Annotated in this window: 20 protein-coding genes; 10 read left to right on the forward strand and 10 right to left on the reverse strand. The window is 70.3% G+C overall.

Going from position 1 to position 22,967, the window contains the following annotated elements:
- Window positions 1-26 precede the first annotated feature (26 nt).
- From CDO52_RS26405 to CDO52_RS26435, 7 genes are all read right to left on the reverse strand, one after another.
- Window positions 27-1,508 (reverse strand): hypothetical protein, encoded by a 1,482-nt coding sequence (locus CDO52_RS26405; protein ID WP_017618416.1) that lies wholly within the window; start codon window positions 1,506-1,508, stop codon window positions 27-29.
- 6 nt (window positions 1,509-1,514) lie between these two features.
- Window positions 1,515-2,222, reverse strand: coding sequence for an FHA domain-containing protein (locus CDO52_RS26410; RefSeq protein ID WP_026125752.1), 708 nt, complete (start codon window positions 2,220-2,222; stop codon window positions 1,515-1,517).
- A gap of 16 nt (window positions 2,223-2,238) precedes the next feature.
- Complete coding sequence (locus CDO52_RS26415) at window positions 2,239-3,603, reverse strand: vWA domain-containing protein (RefSeq protein ID WP_394340798.1); 1,365 nt, start codon at window positions 3,601-3,603, stop codon at window positions 2,239-2,241.
- Between the two features lie 53 nt (window positions 3,604-3,656).
- Window positions 3,657-4,844: a PP2C family protein-serine/threonine phosphatase gene (locus CDO52_RS26420; protein ID WP_086003427.1), complete on the reverse strand. Its 1,188-nt coding sequence runs from the start codon at window positions 4,842-4,844 to the stop codon at window positions 3,657-3,659.
- Window positions 4,841-7,474 carry a serine/threonine-protein kinase gene (locus tag CDO52_RS26425; RefSeq protein ID WP_094932772.1) on the reverse strand — a complete coding sequence of 878 codons (2,634 nt, stop codon included), beginning with the start codon at window positions 7,472-7,474 and terminating at the stop codon, window positions 4,841-4,843. The genes CDO52_RS26420 and CDO52_RS26425 overlap by 4 nt, the downstream gene beginning before the upstream one ends.
- A 599-nt stretch (window positions 7,475-8,073) precedes the next feature.
- On the reverse strand, window positions 8,074-8,646 hold the full coding sequence (locus CDO52_RS26430) for a dihydrofolate reductase family protein (protein WP_017618412.1): 573 nt from the start codon (window positions 8,644-8,646) through the stop codon (window positions 8,074-8,076).
- Between the two features lie 209 nt (window positions 8,647-8,855).
- Window positions 8,856-9,254, reverse strand: coding sequence for a RidA family protein (locus CDO52_RS26435; protein ID WP_017618411.1), 399 nt, complete (start codon window positions 9,252-9,254; stop codon window positions 8,856-8,858).
- Window positions 9,255-9,971: 717 nt separating this feature from the next.
- On the opposite strand from CDO52_RS26435, the gene CDO52_RS26440 reads away from it, so the two are divergent.
- Entirely contained in the window at window positions 9,972-10,886 is a 915-nt protein-coding gene (locus CDO52_RS26440; RefSeq protein ID WP_017618410.1) for a nitroreductase/quinone reductase family protein, read from the forward strand.
- A gap of 75 nt (window positions 10,887-10,961) precedes the next feature.
- On the opposite strand, the gene CDO52_RS26445 is transcribed toward CDO52_RS26440, so the two are convergent.
- Window positions 10,962-11,708 (reverse strand): pentapeptide repeat-containing protein, encoded by a 747-nt coding sequence (locus tag CDO52_RS26445; RefSeq protein ID WP_017618409.1) that lies wholly within the window; start codon window positions 11,706-11,708, stop codon window positions 10,962-10,964.
- A gap of 306 nt (window positions 11,709-12,014) precedes the next feature.
- A complete protein-coding gene (gene merA, locus CDO52_RS26450; RefSeq protein ID WP_017618408.1) occupies window positions 12,015-13,427 on the reverse strand; it encodes a mercury(II) reductase in 1,413 nt (470 codons plus the stop codon).
- Window positions 13,428-13,554: 127 nt separating this feature from the next.
- Here merA and CDO52_RS26455 point away from each other — a divergent pair, with 127 nt between their 5' ends.
- The 8 genes from CDO52_RS26455 (at window position 13,555) to CDO52_RS26490 (ending at window position 21,707) form a co-directional block, all read left to right on the forward strand.
- Window positions 13,555-13,941: an ArsR/SmtB family transcription factor gene (locus CDO52_RS26455; protein WP_017618407.1), complete on the forward strand. Its 387-nt coding sequence runs from the start codon at window positions 13,555-13,557 to the stop codon at window positions 13,939-13,941.
- Between the two features lie 17 nt (window positions 13,942-13,958).
- Window positions 13,959-14,210, forward strand: a complete 252-nt coding sequence (locus CDO52_RS26460) for a hypothetical protein (protein WP_017618406.1) — start codon at window positions 13,959-13,961, stop codon at window positions 14,208-14,210.
- Window positions 14,207-14,782 (forward strand): TlpA family protein disulfide reductase, encoded by a 576-nt coding sequence (locus tag CDO52_RS26465; protein WP_017618405.1) that lies wholly within the window; start codon window positions 14,207-14,209, stop codon window positions 14,780-14,782. Before CDO52_RS26460 ends, CDO52_RS26465 begins: the two co-directional genes overlap by 4 nt.
- Window positions 14,782-15,627, forward strand: a complete 846-nt coding sequence (locus CDO52_RS26470; RefSeq protein ID WP_017618404.1) for a cytochrome c biogenesis CcdA family protein — start codon at window positions 14,782-14,784, stop codon at window positions 15,625-15,627. The genes CDO52_RS26465 and CDO52_RS26470 overlap by 1 nt, the downstream gene beginning before the upstream one ends.
- Before the next feature lie 494 nt (window positions 15,628-16,121).
- Window positions 16,122-16,817: a two-component system response regulator CseB gene (cseB, locus tag CDO52_RS26475; protein WP_083919831.1), complete on the forward strand. Its 696-nt coding sequence runs from the start codon at window positions 16,122-16,124 to the stop codon at window positions 16,815-16,817.
- Between the two features lie 38 nt (window positions 16,818-16,855).
- The gene (locus CDO52_RS26480; RefSeq protein WP_017618402.1) at window positions 16,856-18,094 is read left to right on the forward strand and encodes a sensor histidine kinase; all 1,239 of its coding nucleotides are present in this window, start codon (window positions 16,856-16,858) and stop codon (window positions 18,092-18,094) included.
- A 153-nt stretch (window positions 18,095-18,247) separates the two neighbouring features.
- Complete coding sequence (locus CDO52_RS26485; protein WP_017618401.1) at window positions 18,248-19,033, forward strand: ABC transporter ATP-binding protein; 786 nt, start codon at window positions 18,248-18,250, stop codon at window positions 19,031-19,033.
- 109 nt (window positions 19,034-19,142) lie between these two features.
- On the forward strand, window positions 19,143-21,707 hold the full coding sequence (locus CDO52_RS26490) for an ABC transporter permease (RefSeq protein WP_017618400.1): 2,565 nt from the start codon (window positions 19,143-19,145) through the stop codon (window positions 21,705-21,707).
- 755 nt (window positions 21,708-22,462) lie between these two features.
- Here the strand turns inward: CDO52_RS26490 and CDO52_RS29625 are convergent.
- Window positions 22,463-22,702, reverse strand: coding sequence for an AsnC family protein (locus CDO52_RS29625; protein ID WP_394296746.1), 240 nt, complete (start codon window positions 22,700-22,702; stop codon window positions 22,463-22,465).
- Between CDO52_RS29625 and CDO52_RS29630 the strand changes: the two genes are divergently transcribed.
- Window positions 22,701-22,910 (forward strand): hypothetical protein, encoded by a 210-nt coding sequence (locus CDO52_RS29630; protein WP_394340771.1) that lies wholly within the window; start codon window positions 22,701-22,703, stop codon window positions 22,908-22,910. The genes CDO52_RS29625 and CDO52_RS29630 overlap by 2 nt on opposite strands.
- The last annotated feature ends 57 nt before the right edge of the window (window positions 22,911-22,967 follow it).

The following is a 22,967-nucleotide window of genomic DNA, read 5'->3' on the forward strand; positions in this document are numbered from 1 at the left end:
GGTGCGTCCGCAACGGGCCGCCGGTACTACCGGTACTCGGCCAGACGCGGGTAGATCCCCGCTACCACCAGCAGCGCGATGAACAGGGTCACCACGGGCAGCAGGACGCTCCACCCGCCCTGGCCCCGCTCCCCGACCTCGACGGCCTCCCCGAAGGCCCGCTTGTGCAGGCCGATGAGGTTCGCCAGGGCCGCATCGTAGGGTTCGAAGGCCTGCTCGACCTTGCCCATCCGCAGCGCGACCGCCTTCTCGTCCTCTCCCTCCGCCGCGAGGTCGCGCATTTCCTGGTCGGCGCGCTGGAACACGGCGTACTCCCGTATCACCCGTTCCAGAGCGGCCTGCTGTCCGGGCACGCTGTCGTCCCCCATCGACTTGCCGAGGAAGCCGTAGGCGTCGCCCGGGTAGTTCGCGTAGGTGCCGGCCAGCGCGTCGACCTCCTCGGTGTAGGTCCCGAGGTTGCCGGGGACATTCCCGTCCTCCGGGCTCAGGTACAGCACCCGTTGCGCCTCCTCCAGGTAGAGCTGCTCATAGTTGAGCCGCAACCGCGGATCGAGCAGGAACCGGCTCTGGTCCCCCTGCATGTTGGTGCTGGCCAGGCGTGCCCGGGACAGGTCGAGCACCCGGTCGATCCCGTCCTCCTTGGCCGCCCGCAGGTACTCCGTCTGGGTGCCGAGCATCGCCATGGCCATCACCGTCACGACCAGCGTCCCGGCGGTGGCCAGCGCGATGGCGAGGTTGATCCGGCGGCGGAACTTCACCGCGATGTAGCGGTGGAGCGCCGCCATCACCCCCACGGTCAGCAGCCCCACAGCGGCCACCCACGTCAGGCCGACCAGCGCGGCGGTGCGCTTCTCCTCATAGGTCTGGCGGATCTCCGCCCGACCGCTGAGGGTGAGGTTGTGCGCCTTGGGCAGCAGCTCGTAGCGCATCACCCAGGTCGCCGTCCGGTAGCGGTCGAGCACCTCGTCCGACGCCGGGCCGTCGGAGTCGTCGATCCGGCTCAGCAGTCGGGCCTCGGCCACGAGCTGCTCGTAGCGGCCGAGCCCGTCGAGGATGTCCCGAAGGTTGCGCTCCTGGGTCGTGTTCCCCTCGACGAGCTGGATCGCGCCCAGCATCGCCTCGTCAGCGGAGCGGCGGCGCTTGTCGAACGTGCGCTTCGCCGCGCCGACCGCCGCCTCCTTCCCCTCGCCGCGCAGCAGGATCATGTTGGCGACCTGGGCGTCCATGTCGCTGAGGGCGTAGTAGAGGTCGGATGTGGCCATCACCTTCGGCCCGGCTTCCCGGCCGATGATCCGCATGCCGTCGCGCGCCTGCCCGATCGCCAGGCCGATGATGAGGAAGAGCACCAGAAGCATGCCCAGGGAGGCCAGCGCCAGCGCGCGGATCCGCGCCGGTGTCGTCTGCGGCCAGAACGCCTCCGACATCTGGCCCTCGCTGCGCACCCGCTCGATCGCCTCGTGGGCGAGGTTGTCGGCGATGGAGGGGTCGCCCGAGGTTCCTTTCAGCACGCCCGCTCATCCCCTCTGGACCGTGATGACCGTCCAGGCACCCACGTAGATTCGGTCGCCGTCATGCAGCGGTACCTCCCGGTCGCGTTCGATGGGGTCGTCGGTGCCGTTGATGGTCGTCCCGTTGGTGGAGCCGACGTCCACCACCACCCACGTGCCTCCCGGGCGGGCCAGCAGTACGGCGTGCAGATGGGAGACGGCGGGGTCTTCGGGCGGCCCGGCGAGGTCGATCTCGGGCAGGACCCGGCGCGAGGTGCTGCGCCGCCCGATGTAGACCTCCGGCTTGTTGAGGGGGACGCGGCGGCGCCGCGGGGTGGCCGGGAACCGGATGACGTCGGGGTCGAGCAGCCCCCGATCGGCCATGACCTGGTAGTAGGCGGGGTCGGCCATGATCACCGCGTGCCACAGGCCGCCCTCCGGCTTGATCACGGGCGAGATGGCCCGCGGCGGTTCGGCGAGGTGGTTCGACGACGGCTCGCTCGGGGGCGTGATGGGGAGCGAGGAGGCCACGGTCTGGTCGGCGAGCGAGAAGTCGTGACCGCACTCCTCGCAGAAGCGCCCGGCGCGCGGGGTGCCGCACTCGGGGCAGTTCTCGGCCCGCTGGGCCTGAGCGACCTCGGTCCGCCGGGCATACGGAGGTGTCGGGATGCCGATCCCGCAGAAATCACAAAAGTCTCCCGCGGCCGAGGCGTGCCCGGCCGGACAGGTCGGCATGGCGTGGTTCCTCTCTCTATCCTGCCCCCGGGGAGTCGTCACCGGCGCGCGTGCGCACGGTCCTGGTCGAATGGGTGTCGAGCGTCATCTCGTCGACCCTGTCCACCACCGGCCGCAGCCGTACCGTCCCCGTCTTCGGATCGATGACCTCGACCACCTTGCGCAGCAGGGCGGCGGTGGCCTGGTCGCCGGATTGGCGTGCCAGGACGACGGCCCTGCCGAGGCGCTGCGTCGCGGTGGCCTCATCGCCCTCGCGCCGCGCTCGCAGCCCCTCCTGGATCGCGCGGGCGAGTTCCACCTGACCGGTGTAGTGCGCCACGCGCGGATCGATCTCTGTCGCCTTCGCCTCGTCGTCGGTCCACTCGGCGAGGATGTTGCCCGAGGCCAGCGGCGCGTCCTCGGCGGAGTGCGGGCCCAGCAGGCGCACCCATCCGGCGCGCAGTCGGCGGCCGGGCGCACCCATGGGCACGACCACGCCGATGTGGTAGGCACGGCTCTCGGTGCCCCACGACCCGGTGGGGTAGTCACCCGTGCGCGGCCCGCGGTCGACCCGCCGGGCGGTCAGGTCCTCGACGGTCGGCGCCACCTGCCGGACGAACCGGATCTGGGCCGCGTCGGGCGTCCACAGCCGCAGGCGCACGTCGGCGATGCCCTTGGCCATCGCCCGCTCGGTCATGGAGCGGAAGTCGTCCTCCAGGTCGGCCGGGTCGGCGACGATGTCGACGCCGCCGAGGAGGAACGAGGCGATCCAGCGCAGGTCGGCGACGTTCCAGTCGGTGCCCACACCCCGGCAGTCGCAGACGAACAGGCCGGCGCACATGTCCAGGGCGGTCTCGAAGACGTCGGGCTGCTCGTTGTTCTGGCCGTCGGTGAGCAGGATGGCGTGTCGGAGAGTGCCGCCGGTGTCGAAGGGGGCGAAGAGGTCGGCGGCCAGACGCAGCCACGCGCCCATGCGGGTGCCGCCGTCGGCCACGAGCCCGTCGACGGCCTCCTTGGCGGCCTGCCGGGTCTCGGCGGTCGCGGGGACGAGCCGCGCCTCGTCGGGGTAGACCATGGTCGCCGCACCCGCCCCGGAGACGATGGCGAAGTGCGCGCCGTCGCGCAGCGCGTCCACGGCGGCCCGCGCGGCGCGCTTGGCCGCGCCGATCTTCTCGCCGTACATCGACGCCGAGGTGTCGACGATGACGACCTCGGCGGCCTGCGGCGCGGCGTCGGCGGTGGTCTCGGAGGCCGTGTCGGACCGGCCGGGCCCGGGTGTGCTCGCCGCGGCGGACACCGTGACGATGGCCTGCACCTCGGTTCCGCCGAGGGGAAGGTAGGGGTTCTGCGCGACATGGAGCCGGAACTCGGGTGACGTGGGCACGCCCGTCATGCGTCCCACGTCCCCGTGTCCCGGCTCGCCGCCCATGCGCGTCGACCCATGGTCGTCCCTCGTCACCCGCCGTTCCCCCCACTCCCCCGAACCTGGCCGCCGGTCGGTCCGCCGCCCTGATCGCCGCCCAGCGCGGCGTTCGGCTCGGTGTCGTGCGCCTCGGGAGCCCCCGGAGAGCCGTCGGCGCCTCCTCCGTCCGCTCGTTCCGACTCCGGAACCGCGATCACCACCACCGTGATGTTGTCCCGCCCACCGGCGTCGAGGGCACGGCGTACGCACGCCTGCGCCGCGCCCAGCGGGTCCTCGCCCGCGTCGGGTACCAGGTCGGACAGTGCGGCGGGGTCCGGGAAGTAGTTCCACAGTCCGTCGCTGCACAGCACCAGCGCCCCCGGACCGTCGGGCGTGACCGTGGTGGTGTGGCCGGCGCACGCGGTGTTGTCAGCGCCCAGCCAGGCGGTGAGCGCGTGCGCGTACGCGGAGGCGCGCGCCTCGCGCGGGGTCATCACCTTCAACGCGACCATCGCCTCGCTCCAGGAGTCGTCCCGTGTCAGCAGGGTCGATGCGGTGGCCGCGGGGGACCCGGCCAGCCAGTAGGCGCGGCTGTCCCCGACCCAGCCGATCGTGATACCGCCCCCGCGCGCCGGGACGACGGCCGACACGTAGGTGCAGGCGGGGGCGGACTCCTCGGTCTCGGCCAGCTCGGCGACGGCGGAGGCGGCCTCCGTCAGGGCCGCCTCGGTGGCTTTCTGGGCCCCGCTGCCCGCGGCGAGCTGGTCCGCGAGGACGGCGGCCCCCGTCTCGGCGGCGACGTGCGCGGCCTGCTCGGGGTGGGGTGAGGTGGACACGCCGTCGCACACCACCGCCACCACGGCCGGTTCCGGGCCGTCTGGCGTGAGCACCGCCATCGCGTCCTCGTTGCGATGGTGGCGCAGGCCCCGGTCGCTCACCCCGGCCACGGTCCCGGCCCGGATCTCGACGTGGTCGCGGTCGCCGGGCTGGCACATGCCGCACTCGGCGCAGTACCCGGCGGTCACGCCCGCGCCGCACCAGGTGCACGGTTCGAAGGTCGGCATCGGCCCGGTGTGGACGTCGGTTCCGTCGGCGTCGCCGTTCGATCCGCCCGCACCCGGCGCGCCGTCGGTTCCGGGCGCGGCGGGAGGGGAGGTGATGCGGTGGCCGCACCGCTCGCAGTACACATCGGCGTGGGAAACGCGTTCCTCGCAGACGGGACACGTTCGCGCCATCGTCATAGCCACGTCCTCGGCCGCAGGCAGTTGGCCCGATCCACGAGGTGGTGGCGGTCGGCCCGCCCGGTGGAGAGCCGGGCCAGGCCGCGGTACATCCGCTCCAGGTTGCAGCGCAGCCCCTCTTCGTCCAGCGGCCCGTCGAGCAGCCAGGCGGGGCGGGCGGGCCTGCGGCCGGAGTCGATCCATGCGAGGGCCGCCTCCAGTACGCGCACCGCCAGCCGGTCCGTCGCCTCCCCGTAGAGGCCGTTCCAGCGCAGTCGGTTCAGCCGCGATCCGGCGTCCACGAGCACCTGCTCGTCGAGGTCGGCCACGTCGCGGTCGCTGACCAGCACCGTGACGGCGGCCATCTGGGCGCTGGGGAAGAAGGTGGACAGCTCCGGGACGGTGTCGAGGACGTCGACCGCGGCGGTCCGGTCGCCCTGGGCGAGCCGGATCCGGGCCAGTCCGAACGCGGCGCTGACGTAGGAGCGGTCGGTCCGCCACGCCGTCTCGAAGTGGCGGGCGGCGGCGTCGACGGCTCCGCTCCCCTCACAGGCGAGCGCCAGCCCGAGCTTGGGGGCGGCTTCGCCGGGAAGGTGGTCGTAGAGCTCCTCGAAGCGCGCCCGCGCGTCCTCGTACCTGCCGAGGCTCAGGTCCATCACGGCCAGGTACCAGTAGGTCCGCCAGTCTCCGGGGGCGCGGGCGCCGAACGCCTCCAGCGGTTCCACGGCGTCCCCCTGGCGGCCGAGCGCGATGAGGGTGCGCGCCAGCATGAGCCGCGTCTCGGGGCTGGGAGCCTTGGCCGCCTCCAAGGTCGCGACGATCTCCTCGGGACGCACGGCCGAGAGCCCGGCGAGGATGCCGGCGGCGGCATCGGCGGGATCCACCTGCGGGGTGGGGAGGGCGGCCGCGGCGTCGGCGGGGCGGGGGCGGGTGAGCAGCCGCTTGGGGCTGGTGCCTCCGGAGGCCGCGTCGACGAAGTGCTCGGGTTCGAACAGGGTGGAGGTGGCCGGGTGGGGGCGCCCCTGGATGTCGGACAGCACCTCGCGGAGCACGCCGGTGAGCTGCTCGGCCATTTCGGCGGCGTCGTGGAAGCGCAGGTCGGGCTGGATGTTGGTGGCGCGGCGCAGGAAGCGGTCGTAGGACTCGTAGCGGGCGAGGACGGGCACGGACTCGCGTGGCGGGAGGCTGTGCAGGTGCTCGCGCATGAAGCCGAACCGGAAGCTCAGGACGGCGAGGGTGCGGCCCACGGAGTAGAGGTCGGAACAGACCGAGGGGCCCGGGTTGCGCAGCTCGGACTCGGGGACGCGGTAACCGGGGGTGGTGTAGACGGGGTTGACCATGTCGTCGATCCGGCGGACGCCGCCCAGGTCGATGAGTTTGATCTGCTCTTCGCTCTGGATGATGTTGTCGGGCTTGAAGTCGCAGTAGAGCAGGCCCTTGCTGTGCAGGTAGCCGATGGCGCGCAGGGCCTCCAGCCCGTAGGCGATGACCTGGTCGACGGGCAGACCGGAGGTGTCGGCGCCGTGCGCGCGGCGTTCGACGATGAGGTCGCGCAGCGACTTGCCGCCGACGTACTCCATGACGATGTGCCCGGCCGGGACACCGGTCTTGGGGTCGGGGTGGTGGGCGAAGTTGTAGATCTTGACGATGTTGGGGTGCTCGACCTCGGCGAGGAAGTTGCGTTCGGCGGTGGCGGTCTTGTGGGCCTCGGCGTCGCCGCTGTTGAGTAGCCCTTTGAGCACCACCCACCGGTCGCTGACGTGGTGGTCGCGGGCGAGGTAGATCCAGCCGAGTCCGCCGTGGGCGAGGCAGCCGAGCACCTCGTACTGGTCTTCGACCCAGTCCCCTTTCTTGAGTTTGGGGGTGAAGGAGAACTCCGTCCCGCAGGCGGGGCAGAAGCCTTCGGTACGGCCGGGGCGGTTGTCGCGGCGGCGCCCTACGGCCTCGCCGCAGCTGCCGCAGAAGCGGTTCTTCTCGGCGACGACGGGGTTGGACATGATCGCCGTGGCCGGGTCGCGGTAGGGCACCGGCGGGACCTGCACGAGGCCGAGGCCGAGCATGCCGCGTGAGGAGGACGAGGTGCGGCGGCTGTTGCGGCCGGAGGGGGAGCTGGTCGGCCCGGACGTCGACGATCCGGAGCCGCTGCCGTCGCGCGAGAAGGCGGAGAAGAAGGGGCGTCGGGGCGGATCCGAGCGGGGGGAGATGCGGGAGATGTCGGATGCGGAGGAGTCGGTGAACCGGACGTCGGAGTCCGCGGAAGAACGAGGTACAGAGGCGTCGCTGTCACCCGTGTCCTTCAGCCCACCTGGCGCACCTGTCTCATCGGACCCGTCGGTCCCATCGGGACCGGCGGGGCTGTCATCCCCCTCCACCACCCCAAGCGGCGGATCCGGTGCTCCGGCCAATGGGGCCGGAAGGGCGTCACTCGGTCCGGAGAACAGGGGGACCAGAGCGGGGTCGGCCAGCGAACCGGGGCTGGGGGGACGGGAAGGATGGTCGGGGCGTCCCGGGTCTTCGGGGAACGCATGACCCGAGGCCGACGCTCCGGGCGCCGGGGCGATCGGCTCCGAGCCGCGCGGTTCCAGGCCGCAGACATCGCAGAAGCCATCCCTGACCACACCTGTGCAGCCCTGCTCGGTGCAGTCGCTCATCGCCCCGCCCCGCTCTCACCGAGTCGGCTTGCAGGGGTCCACGCCCCCACCGAGTCATCCGGGCCACTCGGGTCCGGTGCGGTGCCGTTCCTCCCTTCACCCACGCCTGTGACAGCGTGATCGCCGACGTCCCGAGCCTCGCCTGCCCATTCGTCCCGGGAGCATTCACCACTGGCCGCATCACTCCTCGATGTGCCGCCGCGTGACCGACGGCTCGGAAGGGGCCACTACGCCTGTGTAAGTCCTAAGAAAAGTGTTATTGGGTCAGGGGGAGCCCCACAAGGGGTCAAGAGACCAACGGCCGTGTCCGGCCAGTAAGAGGATTGTTACCGCGTGCTGCACGAAATGCAGCTTTCGGCCCTCGGGTCCGGTTCTGTACCTTGGCCGATACCTCCGCCCACACCCTGATCCTCGACGCGACTCCCGGCACACCTTGACGGTTCAACAAACTCCCACCGACAAGACGAAATTCGCCGCCCTATTACAGGCGCGAAGGTGGAACGGTGGGTTGTTCGCTCCGCGCCTGCATGGTTCGGCACTCGCGTCGGAATTCCAGAATTCCTCGCTCAGCGCGTACCACCGGACCGACCGAGGGACCTTCACTTCCTCCTGTAGGCCGCGACCGCTGTTCCGTTGTCGAAGAGGCGGTGGTCGGTGAGCGTGAACTCCGCGGGGTTGAACGTCGCGCCGACGAACATCGGGGTCCCCGAACCGGCGAGCACCGGGTAGCGCTTGACGACCAGTTCATCGATCTCGTCGATCAGCACGCCCGCGAGCTTCGCGCCACCGATGAGATAGATGCCCAGATCCCCGTCCTCCCTCTTCAGCTCGCGGACCGTCGCGACCGGGTCGGCGACGACCTCCACTGCGGGATCCGGGCTCTCGGACATGGTCGTGGAGGCTACGTACTGCCGCATGTGCGCGTAGGGGCTGGTGATGCCTTCTCGCAGCGCGATCTCGTAGCTCGTCCGGCCCTGGATCACGGTGTCGAAGTGCTTGTTCGGCGCATCGATGCCGAACTGCTCACGCACGTGCGTCGGGATGCAGTCGGCGTACTCGGACGTCATGTACGCCACGAAATCCTCGCCGAGGGGGTAGAAGTCGGTCTCGTGGTTCGGACCCTCGATGAAGCCGTCGATCGACACGGCGATGTAGTAGGTCAGCTTTCGCATGCGCGCCCCTGGCGATGGTCCGGTTCGGGAAGTCAAACACTCCAGTCCTAGAACTTCACCTGTAGTGGTTGCAAGCGAATTCCCTTCGGCCCCGCCGAGCACCGGCGGACGATCGGCCCGGACACACGAAAGCGCGGTCGGCGCCAAGCCACCGACCGCGCGAATGCCCTGCTCATCAGGGGCTTCATCAGAAGATCAGAGCAACGACGTCACGCCCGTACCGCGATCGCGTCGACCTCGAAGAGCATGCCCGGCAAAGCGAGCGAGGCGACACCGAGGAGCGTCTGGGTGGGTGGCTGCTCACCCCAGATCCGCTGCACGTTCTCGACGAGGACCGCGAGCTTGTCCGCGTCGTGGTCGACGATGAATGTCCGGAGCTGGACCACGCTGCTGAAGTCCACGCCTGCGGCATCGAGCGCGGTCCGCATGTTCGCGAACGACCGATCGACCTGCGCCGCGAAGTCGGCCTCGGCGACCTGCCCGCTCGTGTCGGAGCCGTACTGCCCCGCGACGAACACCAGCCTTCCGGCGGGAGCACTGACGACGTGGCTGTAGCCGAACGGTGTCGGGTCGTGCAGGGCGGAGGGGTTGACGACGGTGTGGGCCATGGAAAGTCTCCTAGGTCATCAGTGGAAGTCGCGGTCGGTCAGCCCGCCGTCACCTGACGAGCGGGCGCACCCAACGCCTCCGCCAACCGTCACTCCCTGGGGCCCATTCCGGGCGCACACGCCCCAACCCACATCGGGAATAAAACCGGACCAACCCTCGATGCGTGCCCCTGGGGATGGTCTGGCTCGTGAAGTCAAACACTCCAGTCCTAGAACTTCACCTGTAGTGGTTGCAAGCGAATTCCCTTCGGCCTGCGCCAAGCACCGGCGGACGATCGGCCGGGCGCACGAAAACGCGTTGACAAGCGGAACTCGGACGGCTGTAATGAGGCGCGTGTCGCGTGCCGCCGACTACAGATCCGTGGGTAGGAGAGACCAGTTGGCCGGTCGGCAGGTGGGCGGCACCTGACCGAGGGACGATGCCATGATGACTTCCTCCGCATAACTGCGTCTGACGTAACGACGTCCGCACGTCGTCCCTTGTCCTGCGCGGTGCCAGGCACCGCCAGGTGGCTTCCCTTCGCGCTTTTCCTGTCTCCCTGACGGCTGCCGTGTTCGCTGACGTCGGGTGCCGCGCGTTCTCGACCGATGTCCATCTCCAGGCAAGGGGCCACGTGCGTTCACCGCGCTGCGCGCCCTGCGCGCATCGCCACCCTTCACCAACACCGCGGTCGCGGTGGTTGCCGCGGCCCCACACGCACTGGAGATTCGTTCCGCATGTCCACAGACGTCAACCAACCGGTCATCGAGGAGTTCCGAACCAACGGAGGAAAGGTCGGTGGCCCGTTCGAAGGCGGTGACCTCCTCCTTCTCACCACCACCGGCGCGAAGTCGGGGAGCGAGCACACCGTTCCGCTCGGCTTCATCCGCGACGGCGACCAGCTGCTGGTCGTCGCCTCCGCGGCAGGCGCGCCACAGCATCCCGTCTGGTACCACAACCTCCTCGCCAACCCCCTCGTGCAGGTGGAGATCGGCACGGAGCAGTTCGAAGCCATCGCGGTCCCGGCCGAAGGCGAGCGACGCGACCGCCTGTTCGCGCACGTCGTGCGGGAACAGCCCGGCTATGGCGACTACCAGGCCCGAACCGACCGCATTCTGCCGGTCGTGGTGCTGGAGCGGGGCGACCCGCAGGACGGGGAAGCACCTGCCGAGGTCACCAACCTCGCCGACAAGATGCTGGAGGTGCACACCTGGCTGCGCTCTCAGCTGCGGCACGTACGCGCCGAAGTCGACGCCCACTTCGCGGCGCTAGCGGCTCACCAGGGACCGGGGCGACCCCCGGCGCCGGGACTCGGGCTGCAGATCCGGCAGCACTGCCTGGCGTTCTGCCAGTTCCTGGAGTTTCACCACAAGGGCGAGGACGAGCACCTGTTCCCCAACGTCCGCAACTACCACCCGCACCTCGGCAGCACCTTGGACCGGCTCCACGAGGAACACCAGACGGTCGCTCGGCTCCAGGGCGAACTCGTCACCCTCCTGGCTGACATCAGCAGCGCCGACCCTGAACGGCTCCGATTCGAACTGGACCGTCTGGCAGAGGAGCTGCGGGCCCACCTCGACTACGAGGAGGAATCCATTTTCCCGGTCCTGCGGGATGTCCCGTGGCCACCGCCCCAGGTGGCTGAGGCCTAGCTAGCCGTGGGGAGGTCGGTCACGGTCCCGAGACCAGACCCGCCACCGACCTCCCCACCCCTCGGCCAAGAACGGCTACCAGTGGGACGGTCGAGCCAGGTCCGGGGGCAACCGGGTAGCGGCGTCGCCCTTGGCCGCGTTGACCTGGGGCTGGGTCAGGTAGATGCTGCCGGTGAGGTCGGCCCCGCGCAGGTCGGCGTCACGAAAGTCCACGCCGATGAGGTCAGCGGACCGCAGATCGGCCGTGCGGAGGTCGGCCGCGATGAGAAGGGCTCCGCGCAGGTCCGCTCCCCGCAGGTTGGCGCCCTTGAGCTTGGCGCCCATGAGGTCGGCGCCCCGGTGGTTCTTCTTCTTGCCCGGGATCTCCGCCCTGACCAGCTCACTGGTGCGCAGCAGCAGCTCATTGACCTCCTGGCGGTGCCGCTCCACGTCCACCGCCAGGATCTCTTCGGCGCTGCCGTGGGTGAGGCGCTCGGTGTCGTCGAGTGCGCAGCGCAGGTCGTCGTGGATGGGACGGGCCTGCGGCAGTTCGAGCGCCGCGGTCAGGTACCACAGCAGCTCGTGCAGCAGCCGCATTGCCGGAAACACCTCGAACATCTGCCGAGCGGTCTCCGGCGCCTTCCGCCAGTCCTGCCCGCCATAGGTGACCTGCGAGACCTTCTGCCCAGCCCCGAAGCAGTCAAAGACCGTGCAGCCGGAGAAGCCCTTCTCCCGCAGGTTCGCGTGGATGCCGCATCGGAAATCCGTCTGCAGGTTCGAACACGGCTGTCCGGCGGCCTTGTCGACCGCGAAATCGGCCGAAGCGGTAAAGGGCAGTGCCACACAGCACAGCCCGAAGCAGTTCGCACAGTCAGCCCGCAGGCTGCGACGGTCGGTACCTACGTGACTCTGAGACAACGCGCGCGAACTCCCGCTAAAAAACGAGCGCCGCTCCCCCGCCGCGCTCTGGACACCACGTCATTGTCTCGCACCGATGGGAGTCCCGGCCAATGCATTAAAACCGGTGACCAGGGCGCGAAGAGAGAAGCCCGCGTACGGAAGGCGACGCGGTGTCGAGGATGCGTGCGCGGCGGGCGGTCAGGGGGCCAATGTCGGCGGTCGTGAGTGCGGATCCGAGGATCGGTGGGCTCACGAGGCGCAGCAGGACAGCTTGGCCACATCGCGGGTGAACGTCTGGGCGGCCAGCTTGAACCCCTCGGCCATGGTCAGGTACGGGCACCAGGTCCGGGCCACCTGGTCGACCGTCATCCCCTCCTGGACGGCGTAGACCGCCGTGGCGATCACGTCCCCGGCGCCCTCGGCCACCACCGTGACCCCGAGGACACGGCCGCTGTCGCGCTCAGCGACGATCTTGATCAGGCCACGGGTGTCGCGGTTGACGATCGCCCGCGGAACGTTCTCCAAGCCGAGGACGCGGCATTCGCAGTCCACACCCTGTCGCCCGGCCTGGGCGTCGGTCAGTCCGACGGCGGCGATGGCAGGGCTGGTGAAGGTGACCCGCGGCAGGGGGGAGTAGTCCAGGGTGCGTTCCGCACCGTCCAGGGCGTTGTCGGCCACCATGGCCCCCTGGGCTCCGGCGACGTAGACGAACTGCGCCTGACCGGCCACGTCACCGGCGGCCCAGACGCGGGGGTTGGCGGTGCGCAGGTGTGCGTCGACCACGACCTCGCCGCGCTCGCCGGTCGCAACTCCGACGGCCTCCAGGTTCAGCCCGTCGGTGACCGGACGACGTCCGGTGGCCACCAGTACCTCGTCGAAGCGCAGCTCCTCGCCGTCGACGGTGGCCACGACGTGGCCGTCCGCACGCCGGATCTCGGTCACGGTGGCGGCGGTGCGCGCCTCGATCCCCTCGTCGGCGAAGACGTCGGCGATGGCCGCACCGGCCTCGGGCTCCTCATTGGGGGCCAGGTGGTCCATCATCTCCACCACAGTGACGCGCACGCCGAGGCGGGCGAAGAGCTGGGCCTGCTCCAAACCGATGTAGTTGCCGCCCACCACCAGCAGCGATCCCGGCAGTTCCGTCAGCTCCATGGCGGTGGTGGAGGTCAGGTATCCGGCGTCGGCGAGGCCGTCGATGGGTGGTGCCCACGGTGCCGAGCCAGTGGCGATGAGGTAGTGGGCGGCCTCGACGCGCCGCGCTCCGCCCTCGGTGAGCTCCACGTCCAGCACAGGCCCGCCACCGACCTCGTCGGCGAAGCGCGCTTGGCCGGCCACGATGTCGAAGCCGTACTCCTTGGCCAGGTCGACGTACTTGCCGGAGCGCATGTCGTCCACCAGGGCGTTCTTGCCCCCGATCAGCTCGGCGAAGTCCACGTCCTCGGCGTCGGCCCGGATGCCGGGGAACCGGCCCGCCTCCATGGCGACATGTCGGGCCTCGGCAGCGGCCAGCAGCGCCTTGGACGGCACGCATCCGGTGTTCACGCACGTGCCGCCGACCGTGGAGCGCTCCACCATCACCACCGACCGGTCCTTTCGCCGCGCGGCGATCGCGGCGGCGAACGCCGCTCCGCCCGAACCGATGACCGCGAGATCGAACATCATGGCCCTGCCCTCTTCCTGCGCGTCGGCATCCTCGCCAACCTCGTATTATTCGCTTTGACGAATGTATGCTGCCAGCATAGTATCCGGGAAGGCAAATACGTTGGATGAGTGGAGGGACGTGCCCCCTGTGAACGAGACCACGACCAGAGCCCAGGCTCCGATCTCGCCTCAGGAGCTCTTCCCCGACCAGCAGGCCGGGGCGGAGACGGTCGCGAAGTTCTTCCGCGCCCTGGGTGATCCCACCCGGCTGCGGCTGCTGGAGTTCCTCCTGCACGCCGAACACACCGTCACCGAGTGCGTCGAGCATGTCGGCCTGTCCCAGGGCCGGGTCTCCACCCACCTGGCGTGCCTTGCCGACTGCGGATACGTCGCCGCGCGCCGCGAGGGCCGCCGCGCCTACTACAGAGTCGCCGACCCGCGCGTGGCCGACCTCGTCGTGCTCGCCCACGCCCTGGCGGCCGACAACCGTGCCGCCCTGGCCTGCTGCGACCGCATCGACGCCCATCACCACTGAGAACGGAGGGACCGCCCATGCGCTCCTCCCTGGGAGTCATCGGGTTCGCCGCGGCCATGGCGCTGTGCTGCGCCGCCCCCGTTCTGATCGCCGCCGGGGGGCTCGGCCTGATCGGCGCCCTCCTGGCCGACCCCTACCTCATCGGCGGCGCCCTGCTCGCGCTCGCCGCCACGATCTGGCTCATCTGGGCGCGGCGCCGCACCGGCGGTGACGCCGACTGCTGCCCGCCCCGCCCCACTCCGCCCCGTGAGGACCTCCGCGAAGAATGACATCCCTACCCCCCAGCAGCGGCCCACACCGCCTGGCGCGCCGCGCCGCCGTCGCCGTGCTGCTGCCCGCTGTCCTGACCGGAGCCGCCGCCTGTGGGTCGCCGGGAACCGTCGGACTCTCGGAAGCCGACAGCCCCTCGGCCATCGGTGATCACAGCGCGGCGCCGTCCCCGCAGGAGCCCGTCACCCTGGCCACCCTGGACGGCGACGAGGTCACGGTCCCCGGCGACAAACCCGCCGTGATGTTCTTCTTCACGGCGGGCTGCGGAAGCTGCGCCAAGGGGGCCGAGGCTTTGGGCAAGGCGCACGCCCAAGCCGCTGACAGGGCCGATTTCCTGGCCGTGGACATCGACCCGAACGAAACGGCCGAGCAGATCACCGGCCTGATGGACTACGTCGGCGCCGAGGACGTTCCGGCCGCCAGCGACACCGACGGTGCGTTGTCCAGCGCCTACCGGATCAATGCGCTGGGCACACTGCTCATCACCACTCCCGAGGGGGAGGTCACCTACCGTCAGACCAACCCGTCGGCCGACGAGATCCTCGCCGCGCTCGACGAGGCGGATGTCTGATGGGCGGGCTGCTCGCACTGGCCTTCGGCGCGGGGATGATCGCTCCGCTCAACCCTTGCGGGATCGCGCTGCTGCCCGCCTACCTGACCTACCACCTCGACATGGCCTCCCGGGCAGGTCACACCGCCCGCCCGATGGCCGGGCTGACGGCCGGGGCCGCGCTCACCGTCGGCTTCGCCGGGACCCTGGCGATCCTGGCCGGGGCTGTCAGCCTGGGGGCGCGCTTCCTGATCACCCTCGCCCCGTGGGCGGGACTGGCCACCGGCGCAGCTCTGGCGGTGCTCGGCGCCCTGATGCTGATTGGTGTCAAGGTGTCGCTGCGTGTGCCAGGCGTCGCCGCCAGAGCGGGGGCCGCCCCCGCCGGTGCTGGACGCTTGATGGTCTTCGGCGCCGCCTATGCGGCCGCGTCGATGGCCTGCACCTTCGGCGTGCTGCTGGCCGTCATCGCCCAGGCCACCGCCGCCTCCAGCGTCGTCGGGCTGCTGGGGGTGCTGGCCGCCTACGTGACGGGATCGGCCGTGCTGCTGATGCTGCTGGCGGTGTCGGTGTCCTCGGCCGGAAGCGCGCTCACCCGCCGTATCACCGGCCTGGCGCGCTACACCGGCCGCGTCAGTGGCGCCGTCCTGCTGGCCAGCGGCCTCTACCTGGCCTACTACTGGCTTCCGGCCGCCACCGGACGGCCGAGCAGCACCGCGCTTGGGGCCGAACGGCTGGCCGCTGAGCTGTCCGGCTGGGTCCAGGCACACCAGACCGCCGTCATCGTCGTCGCGGTGGCGGCTGTCGTCGCCACGGCGGCTTTCTCGTTGTCGGCGCGTCTCCGTGCTCGAAACCGGACCAGAGTGTGACGGGCTGGGCTTCTCCGGTACGGCGTATTGCGCACCGCGGCCATCGTGGGTCCCTGGGTCTGTCAGGGGGTCAGCGCGGGTGCTGCGTTCCTCCCACTCGCGCCTGACCGATGCGGTCGATCTCGGAGCGGCGCGCTGCCTTGGGCGGGTTTTGTATCGGGCGGGTATCAGGGAGCGCTTGGTTGCCCATCGAATCCGTGCGCCGGGCCATGGCGAAGGGGCCACAGGGAGCTGGAGTGCCGGGGACCCGGGGGCTACCCGAGGCGTGCCACCCCGTCTGACCTGGTCATTCACGGATGGAAGGTACTGTGACGGGCGCAGCGCGTGTCCGATGCGCGACGCAGTCGCCACGCCCGATGTCTGTCGTATCGTTCCGTTCAGGTCCCGTCTGCGCGTAAGCGCACACGGGACCTGTGCCTCACGACCGTCCGAACAGGAGCCATCTTCCCGTGTCCTCATCCGCCCCGGCTCCGGCCTCGCCGCGGCCTGTTCGCGTGTTGCTGGTGGAGGACGACGATCTGATGCGCCGGTCCTTCGCCGTCGCCCTGGAGCGCTACGGCTACCAGGTGCAGGCCGCCGCCGACGGGCTGGCGGGGCTGGAGCTCTTCCGTGACGAAAGCTTCGACCTGCTGATTCTGGATGTGATGCTGCCCGGTCTGGACGGGATCGGCCTGTGCCGCAGAGTCCGGGAGGCCAGCCTGGTGCCGGTCTTGATGATGTCCGCGCGCGGCGACGGGCTCGACGTTGTCGCCGGTCTGGAGGCCGGGGCGGACGACTACGTCGTCAAACCCGTGGACACCTTTGTGCTCGTTGCACGCATCCGTTCGCTGCTGCGGCGGGCGACCTACGCGCCCGCCCCTGGACCCGAGCCGGCCACCGGCGACGGGCCACCACCGTCCGAGGGAGAGGTGCTGGTCTTCGGGGACCTGACCATCGACACCGGCGGCCTGGAGGTGTCCGTCGCCGGAAGCCCCGTGGCGCTGACCCCGACCGAACTGAAGCTGCTACTGGAGTTCGCCGCTCACCCGGGCATTGTGCTGGAGCGGCACACCCTGCTGCGGGACGTGTGGGACTACGGCTGGGACGGCGACAGCCGGGTCGTGGACCTGTGTGTGCAGCGGCTGCGCAGGAAGCTGGGCCGGGATCGGATCGAGACGGTCCGCGGCTTCGGCTACAAGTTCAGGCGCTGAGGCCGATGCGCCCGTTCCATCGGCCGCGGTTGGCCCCCATGTCCCTGCGCTGGAAGATCGCCGCGCTGGCCGCGGCCACGGCGTGCCTGGTCGTGGCGACGGTGGGCGTGCTGGTGCACGTGTGGACCGCACAGGACATCCGGACCCGCGCCGAAGCACAGGCCTTCAACACCTTGTATTCGGCCATGGACACCTACCGGCGCACCGGAACGCTGGCGGACGGTGCCGAGCTCGATCCGGCCGAGCTGCCCGCCGTACTGCACGATCCGGCCGATGGCGACCGGCACACGGCCTACGACGGGCGCGTTGACGGCAATATGGGGCCGAGCTTCTGGGCCGCACAGCGCGTCGGCGGCCCGGACAGCCCTGTGCTCGCCGTCCGGGTCAACATGAGTTCGGAGCTCTACGGGCTCCGCCGACTCGACGTGGTCATGGCGGTGGCCTCGCTGGTCACACTCGCGGCGGCCACGCCCCTGGCGGTCTACGGGGCCGGGCTGCTCGCCCGCCGACTGCGGCGGGTCTCCGAGACCGCGGGCCGGATCTCCGACGGGGACCTGGATGCCCGGACCGGACCTACCAGGGGCAGCGACGAGGTGGCCGACATCGCCGCCACCGTCGACCTCATGGCCGACAGTCTCGCCCAACGGCTGCGCACCGAGCGCCAGTTCACCGCGGACGTGGCCCACGAGCTGCGCACCCCCGTCGGCGGTCTGCTGGCCGCCGCCGACCTGCTGCCGCCCGGTGAGACGGAGGATCTACTCCGGGCCCGGGTGCGCGACCTGCGCGGCCTGGTCGAGGACCTGCTGGAGATCTCCCGACTGGACGCCGGCGCCGAACAGGCGGTCCGCGCCCATGTCCCACTCGACGCGGTCGTCTCCGAGGCCGTGGCGCGCACCGGCTTCGACAGCGAGATCACCGTCGCCGACGCGACGCAAGCAGAGGCCGGCACGACCGCGCCGACCGTGGAGACCGACCCGCGCCGCCTCGAACGGATCGTCAGCAACCTCGTCATCAACGCCCACCGGCACGGCGACATCCCGGTGCGGGTCACCGTCGAGGGCAGTACCGTCGTCGTGCGCGACCACGGCCCCGGCTTCCCGCCGGACCTGCTGCGCGACGGACCCAGCCGCTTCCGCACGGGCGCGACGGAGCGCGGCTCAGGCCACGGCCTGGGCCTGACCATCGCCCAGGGCCAGGCCCGCCTCCTCGGCGCCGAACTGCGCCTCGACAACGCCCCGGACGGCGGCGGCGTCGCCACCCTGCGCCTGCCGAACTGACCGCCCGGCCCTACCCAGGACCGCCCAGCCCGGCCGCCCCTACAGAACTGCTACGAAGCGGCGCGGACGCCGATACACGGCAGCCCAGGCCCCGATACGTTCTTCGGACACTCTTCGAGGTGCACCGTTGCACACTCGAAGAGGAGTTCCCCTGTGACCGCCGGACCCCTTGCCCCGCACGCGTCGCGCCCGTCGACCGGGATCGCGGCCGACACCACCGACCTGTCGAAGGTCTACGGCAGCGGAGACACCCGTGTCGTCGCCCTCGACCAGGTCAGCATCTCCTTCCGGGCGGGCGAGTTCACCGCCATCATGGGCCCCTCCGGCTCCGGCAAGTCCACCCTGATGCATTGCGCCGCCGGGCTCGACTCGCCCAGCTCCGGCTCCGTGCGCGTCGGCACCACCGAACTGAGCAGGCTCAACGACCGGCAGCTCACCGCGCTGCGCCGCGACCGGATCGGGTTCATCTTCCAGGCGTTCAACCTGCTGCCGACCCTGACCGCGCTGGAGAACATCACGCTGCCGCTGACCATCGCCGGACGCAAGCCCGATCAGCAGTGGTTGGACCGCGTGGTCTCCATGGTCGGCCTCTCCGGACGCCTCGACCACCGGCCCGCACAGCTGTCCGGCGGGCAGCAGCAGCGCGTCGCCGTGGCCCGCGCCCTGGCCTCCCAGCCCGGGATCATCTTCGGCGACGAGCCCACCGGCAACCTCGACTCCCGCTCCGGGGCCGAGGTCCTCGGCTTTCTGCGCGACTCGGTGCGCGAACTCGGCCAGACCGTGGTCATGGTCACCCACGACCCCGTCGCCGCAGGCTACGCCGACCGTGTGGTCTTCCTCGCCGACGGCCGTCTGGTCGACGAGATGGCACACCCCACCCCGGACCGGGTCCTCGACCTAATGAAGGCCTTCGACACCCGCCACCCGCGCACCAGCTGAGCCGCACCGCACCGGACCGGCTCCCCGCTCGCATCCGTCGGGCCCGGCTCCCAGACGCCGCGCACCCGCGCCGCACTTTCCTGTACCTCCACCTCTCCGAAAGCCACCCATGCTGAGAACAGCCCTGCGCAACGTCCTCGCGCACAAGGCCCGTCTGGTCATGACCTTCCTCGCGGTCTGCCTGGGTGTCGCGTTCGTCTGCGGCACCCTTGTCTTCGCGGACTCCTCCGCCGCGGCCTACCGCGCCGCCGCGTCACAGACCTTCGCGGACGTCGCGGTCACCGTGACCCCGAAGGCGCCCCAACCGGGGGCCGCCGCGGACCAATCCACCACCGTGCTCAACGACGCACTCGTAGAGAAGCTGGCCGACGTACCCGGTGTCGCCGCCGTGCACCCGTCGGTCGACGGCTCGGCCGTCCTGAACGCGGCGGACGGCACTCCGCTCCGGGCCGAGAAGGCGTGGGGGAATCTGGCCGCCGCCTACGTACCGGGCAAGGACGACAAGGACACCCGCTATCCGCTGGTCGAGGGCCGCGCACCGCAGAACGGCGGTGAACTCGCCGTGGACAGCGGTACCGCCGCCGCAGGCGACTTCAGCATCGGCGACACGATCACGCTGGCCACCGACGGCCCGGTCATGACCAAGCGGCTCGTCGGCATCGTCACCACGAAGGACACCCGGGTGACCGCCGGCGGCACCCTCGCCCTGTTCGACAAGGCGACCGCCCAGCGGCTGTTCGCGTCACCGGGCAACTACACCGGGATCGACCTGTCCGCCGCGTCCGGCACCAGCGAGTCCGAGCTCTCCGAGCGGGTCACCAATGTGCTCCCGGCCGACGGGGCCGAGGCCACGACCGGCACCGCCCAGGCCGCCCAGCAGGCCACCTACGTCGACACCCTGACCCGGGGCTACACCAAGCTGCCGCTGGTCTTCTCCGGGGTCGCGCTCTTCATCGGCTCGTTCCTCATCATCAACACCTTCACCATGCTCGTGACGCGGCGCACCCGCGAGATCGCCCTGCTGCGGGCGATCGGCAGCTCCCGCCGCCAGGTGGTCCTTTCCGTCCTCCTGGAGGCCCTCCTGCTCGGCCTCGCCGCATCAGGCGCCGGTTTCCTACTCGGCCTCGGTATCGCCTGGGTGCTGCCCGACGTCCTGAGCACCACCGGGGACACGCTGCCCAACGGCCCCCTGGTGATCGGCCCGCGCCCCATCGTGGCGGCACTCGGTGTGGGCGTGGGTGTCACCGTGCTCGCCGCGTGGCTGCCGTCCCGCAAGGCGGCGAAGGTCGCGCCCATCGAGGCGATGCGCTCGGCCGAGCAGCCGCCCTCCACCACCCGATCCCGCGTTCGTGCCGCGGTGGGTGTTGTCCTCCTCGTCCTCGGCGCCGGTGTGCTGGTGGCGCTCAGGGGGGCGGAGGACGCCTCAGAGGAGAACCTGCAGAACGCGATGTTCGGCTGCGCCATCCTCGTCGCCGCCATGATCGCGCTGGCGCCGCTTCTCGCCGCCCCCGTGATCCGGCTGGCCGGACGCCTGACCGGCCGTTTCGGAATCACCGGCCATCTTGCGCGGGAGAACGCGCTGCGCGACCCACGGCGCACCGCGGCCACCGCCGCCACCCTGATGATCAGCACAGCACTGGTCGCTGGGCTCGCCGTCATCGGAAACTCCGCTGGGCAGGCTCTCGACCACCAAGCCGCAGCCGGCCTCGACGCCGACTACGTGATCAGCACCCGCACCCCCACGACCGGCATCGACCCGGCCGCCGTAGAGCGGGTGTCCGACACCTCCGGGGTGCGGACCGCTACTGCCGTCACGGACTCCACCCTGTTCATCGGCGGCCATGTGCGGCAGATCTCGGGCGTCGACCCCGACTCCGTGGACGCCGCCATGAAGCTCGATTTCACCAGCGGCTCCCTCGACGACCTCGGGCCGGGCCGGATCGCTGTCTCCAGCACCATCGCCCGGGAACACGGCGTGAGCGCGGGCGGCAAGATCAACGCCAGCATGGGCAGCGGCCAGGACCTCACGCAGTACACCGTCGTCGGCGTCTACGAGGACAACCCCGTCGCCAACGACGCGCTCGGCGCCCGCAGTGAGGTACAGGAGAACAGTTTCAAGCCCGGCTCCGTCCAGCGGATCCTCGTCCGCACCGACAACGGCTCGATCTCGAAGTCCACCGAGGACCGGCTGCGCACCGCCGTGGGCAACAACCCGCTGCTGAAGGTGCAGGACCGGGGGGAACTCGTCCATGAGGCCGCCGGCGCGATGAGCAACCTGCTGACCCTGATGTACGGGCTGCTCGCCATCGGCGTCGTGATCAGCTCACTCGGCATCGTGAACACCCTGGCCATGTCGGTCTCGGAACGCACCCGCGAGATCGGCGTACTGCGCGCCATCGGCATGGGCCGTGCCGGCATCCGGCGGATGATCCTCCTGGAGGCCGTGACCGTCGCCGCCTTCGGCACACTCCTGGGCCTGGCAGGCGGACTGTTCGGCGCCTGGGCTGTCGGCCCGCTGGCCGGCGGCGCAATCCCGCAGTACTCCCTGGCGCTGCCCTGGGGCACGCTGCTCCTCGTATGCCTGGTGTCCCTTGCGATCGGCGCGGTCGCGGCCGCCGTCCCGGCCCGCCGAGCAGCCACCCTGAGACCGCTGGAAGCCGTCGCCGAGACGTGACGCACGGCCCGCGGCCGACCCCGCCACTACCTCGCCCAAAGGAACGCCCCCGATGTCCCTCCATGACTGCCTGATGCGCGGGACATCGGGGGCGCCCGCAGACAAGCCTCCGGCCAGAGGATGAGTTCGGGACGCCTGCGCGCAGCTCACCCGTTGGTGTTCAGGGGCATCCTGCATGTATGAGGTTGGCGGGATCGTCAAGCCACACCCGCTGGCCGTCCGCAGTGATGGTGATACCGAACCGCGTGCACTCCGGCCGCCCGGAGGATTCCCACGGCTCCTGCGTCTTGGCTGCGTCGGCGGGAATGACTCGCTGACCATCCATCGGCATGAAGGGTGCGGGCGCGACACAACGCCCCTGTGCGGTGCCGTCCTCGCGAACGGTGAGTACGACTAGTGGCGCGTCAGGGTGGAAGGTGGGGTGTGGGGCGGGCGCAGCTCAGCCCCACACCTGCATGGTCAACGATCGAGTCGGCCGGTCCTGATGGCCCGGAGGACGACGGACCACTCGGCATCCGCGAAGGTCCGGTGGCCGAGGGTGGGGTACTTCGAATCGCGTCCTGGTAAACCAGTGTCCAGGCCCGCGACCGTACGGCGCCCCACACCACACGACTCCAGATACTCTGCGGAAGACCTGCCACGCGCTGTGGCCACATTCGGCATCAGAATGCCAGCCGCATGCTTGATTTCGGTGTGGACGAAGCGGTCACCCTCGTCAGTCACGCCGCGCTCATCGCCGCTGGATACACCGTGGACTACCTGGCACAAAAGTCGGGCGAGGCGGCGATCTGACTGAAGGATGCGCGGCCATCAATGTGCAGCACGTGGACCAGGGCACGGTCCAGGTCGTCGAGCGTGCACGCATCCTTCAGTGAGGGGCTGCTCTGTGGAACAAAGTTGGAGATTACTCGGAACACGCTATCGTCGCAGCCGAAGGTGACCGCGGATATTGCCGCCAACGAGGATCTGAGTCTGGATGCTGCGAAGGGACGCATGCTGGACTTTCAGAATGGCCTGAGGTTGGCGCATCTGCTGTACGTTGTGGCCGAGTTGGGCGCGGTCGATCAACTCCTCGGAGGTCCGCTGCCGGTAGAGGAGATCGCCAAGCGCGTTGACGCGCATCCGCCTTCCTTGAAATCCTCCAGCAGACGAGGGCAATTCTATACAAAGAGGCGAGTATTCTCCGGTGAACCCGACGCCTGAAACGCCCATTGAAATGTCTTGATATCTGCTAGATGGATCCTGAAAGGAAGCGAAGGG

Origin of the sequence: Nocardiopsis gilva YIM 90087, assembly GCF_002263495.1 — a bacterium.
GTDB classification, from domain to species: domain Bacteria; phylum Actinomycetota; class Actinomycetes; order Streptosporangiales; family Streptosporangiaceae; genus Nocardiopsis_C; species Nocardiopsis_C gilva.

Bases quoted from the DNA above. Each gene is read 5' to 3' on its own strand.
- CDO52_RS26420 (WP_086003427.1), bottom strand. From the start codon at position 4,844: ATGACGATGGCGCGAACGTGTCCCGTCTGCGAGGAACGCGTTTCCCAC.
- CDO52_RS26465 (WP_017618405.1), top strand. From the start codon at position 14,207: ATGACATCCCTACCCCCCAGCAGCGGCCCACACCGCCTGGCGCGCCGC.
- CDO52_RS26440 (WP_017618410.1), top strand. From the start codon at position 9,972: ATGTCCACAGACGTCAACCAACCGGTCATCGAGGAGTTCCGAACCAAC.
- CDO52_RS29630 (WP_394340771.1), top strand. From the start codon at position 22,701: ATGCTGGACTTTCAGAATGGCCTGAGGTTGGCGCATCTGCTGTACGTT.
- merA (WP_017618408.1), bottom strand. From the start codon at position 13,427: ATGATGTTCGATCTCGCGGTCATCGGTTCGGGCGGAGCGGCGTTCGCC.
- CDO52_RS26425 (WP_094932772.1), bottom strand. From the start codon at position 7,474: ATGAGCGACTGCACCGAGCAGGGCTGCACAGGTGTGGTCAGGGATGGC.
- CDO52_RS26430 (WP_017618412.1), bottom strand. From the start codon at position 8,646: ATGCGAAAGCTGACCTACTACATCGCCGTGTCGATCGACGGCTTCATC.
- CDO52_RS26480 (WP_017618402.1), top strand. From the start codon at position 16,856: ATGTCCCTGCGCTGGAAGATCGCCGCGCTGGCCGCGGCCACGGCGTGC.
- CDO52_RS26490 (WP_017618400.1), top strand. From the start codon at position 19,143: ATGCTGAGAACAGCCCTGCGCAACGTCCTCGCGCACAAGGCCCGTCTG.
- CDO52_RS26460 (WP_017618406.1), top strand. From the start codon at position 13,959: ATGCGCTCCTCCCTGGGAGTCATCGGGTTCGCCGCGGCCATGGCGCTG.
- CDO52_RS26410 (WP_026125752.1), bottom strand. From the start codon at position 2,222: ATGCCGACCTGTCCGGCCGGGCACGCCTCGGCCGCGGGAGACTTTTGT.
- CDO52_RS26435 (WP_017618411.1), bottom strand. From the start codon at position 9,254: ATGGCCCACACCGTCGTCAACCCCTCCGCCCTGCACGACCCGACACCG.
- CDO52_RS26470 (WP_017618404.1), top strand. From the start codon at position 14,782: ATGGGCGGGCTGCTCGCACTGGCCTTCGGCGCGGGGATGATCGCTCCG.
- CDO52_RS29625 (WP_394296746.1), bottom strand. From the start codon at position 22,702: ATGCGTCCCTTCGCAGCATCCAGACTCAGATCCTCGTTGGCGGCAATA.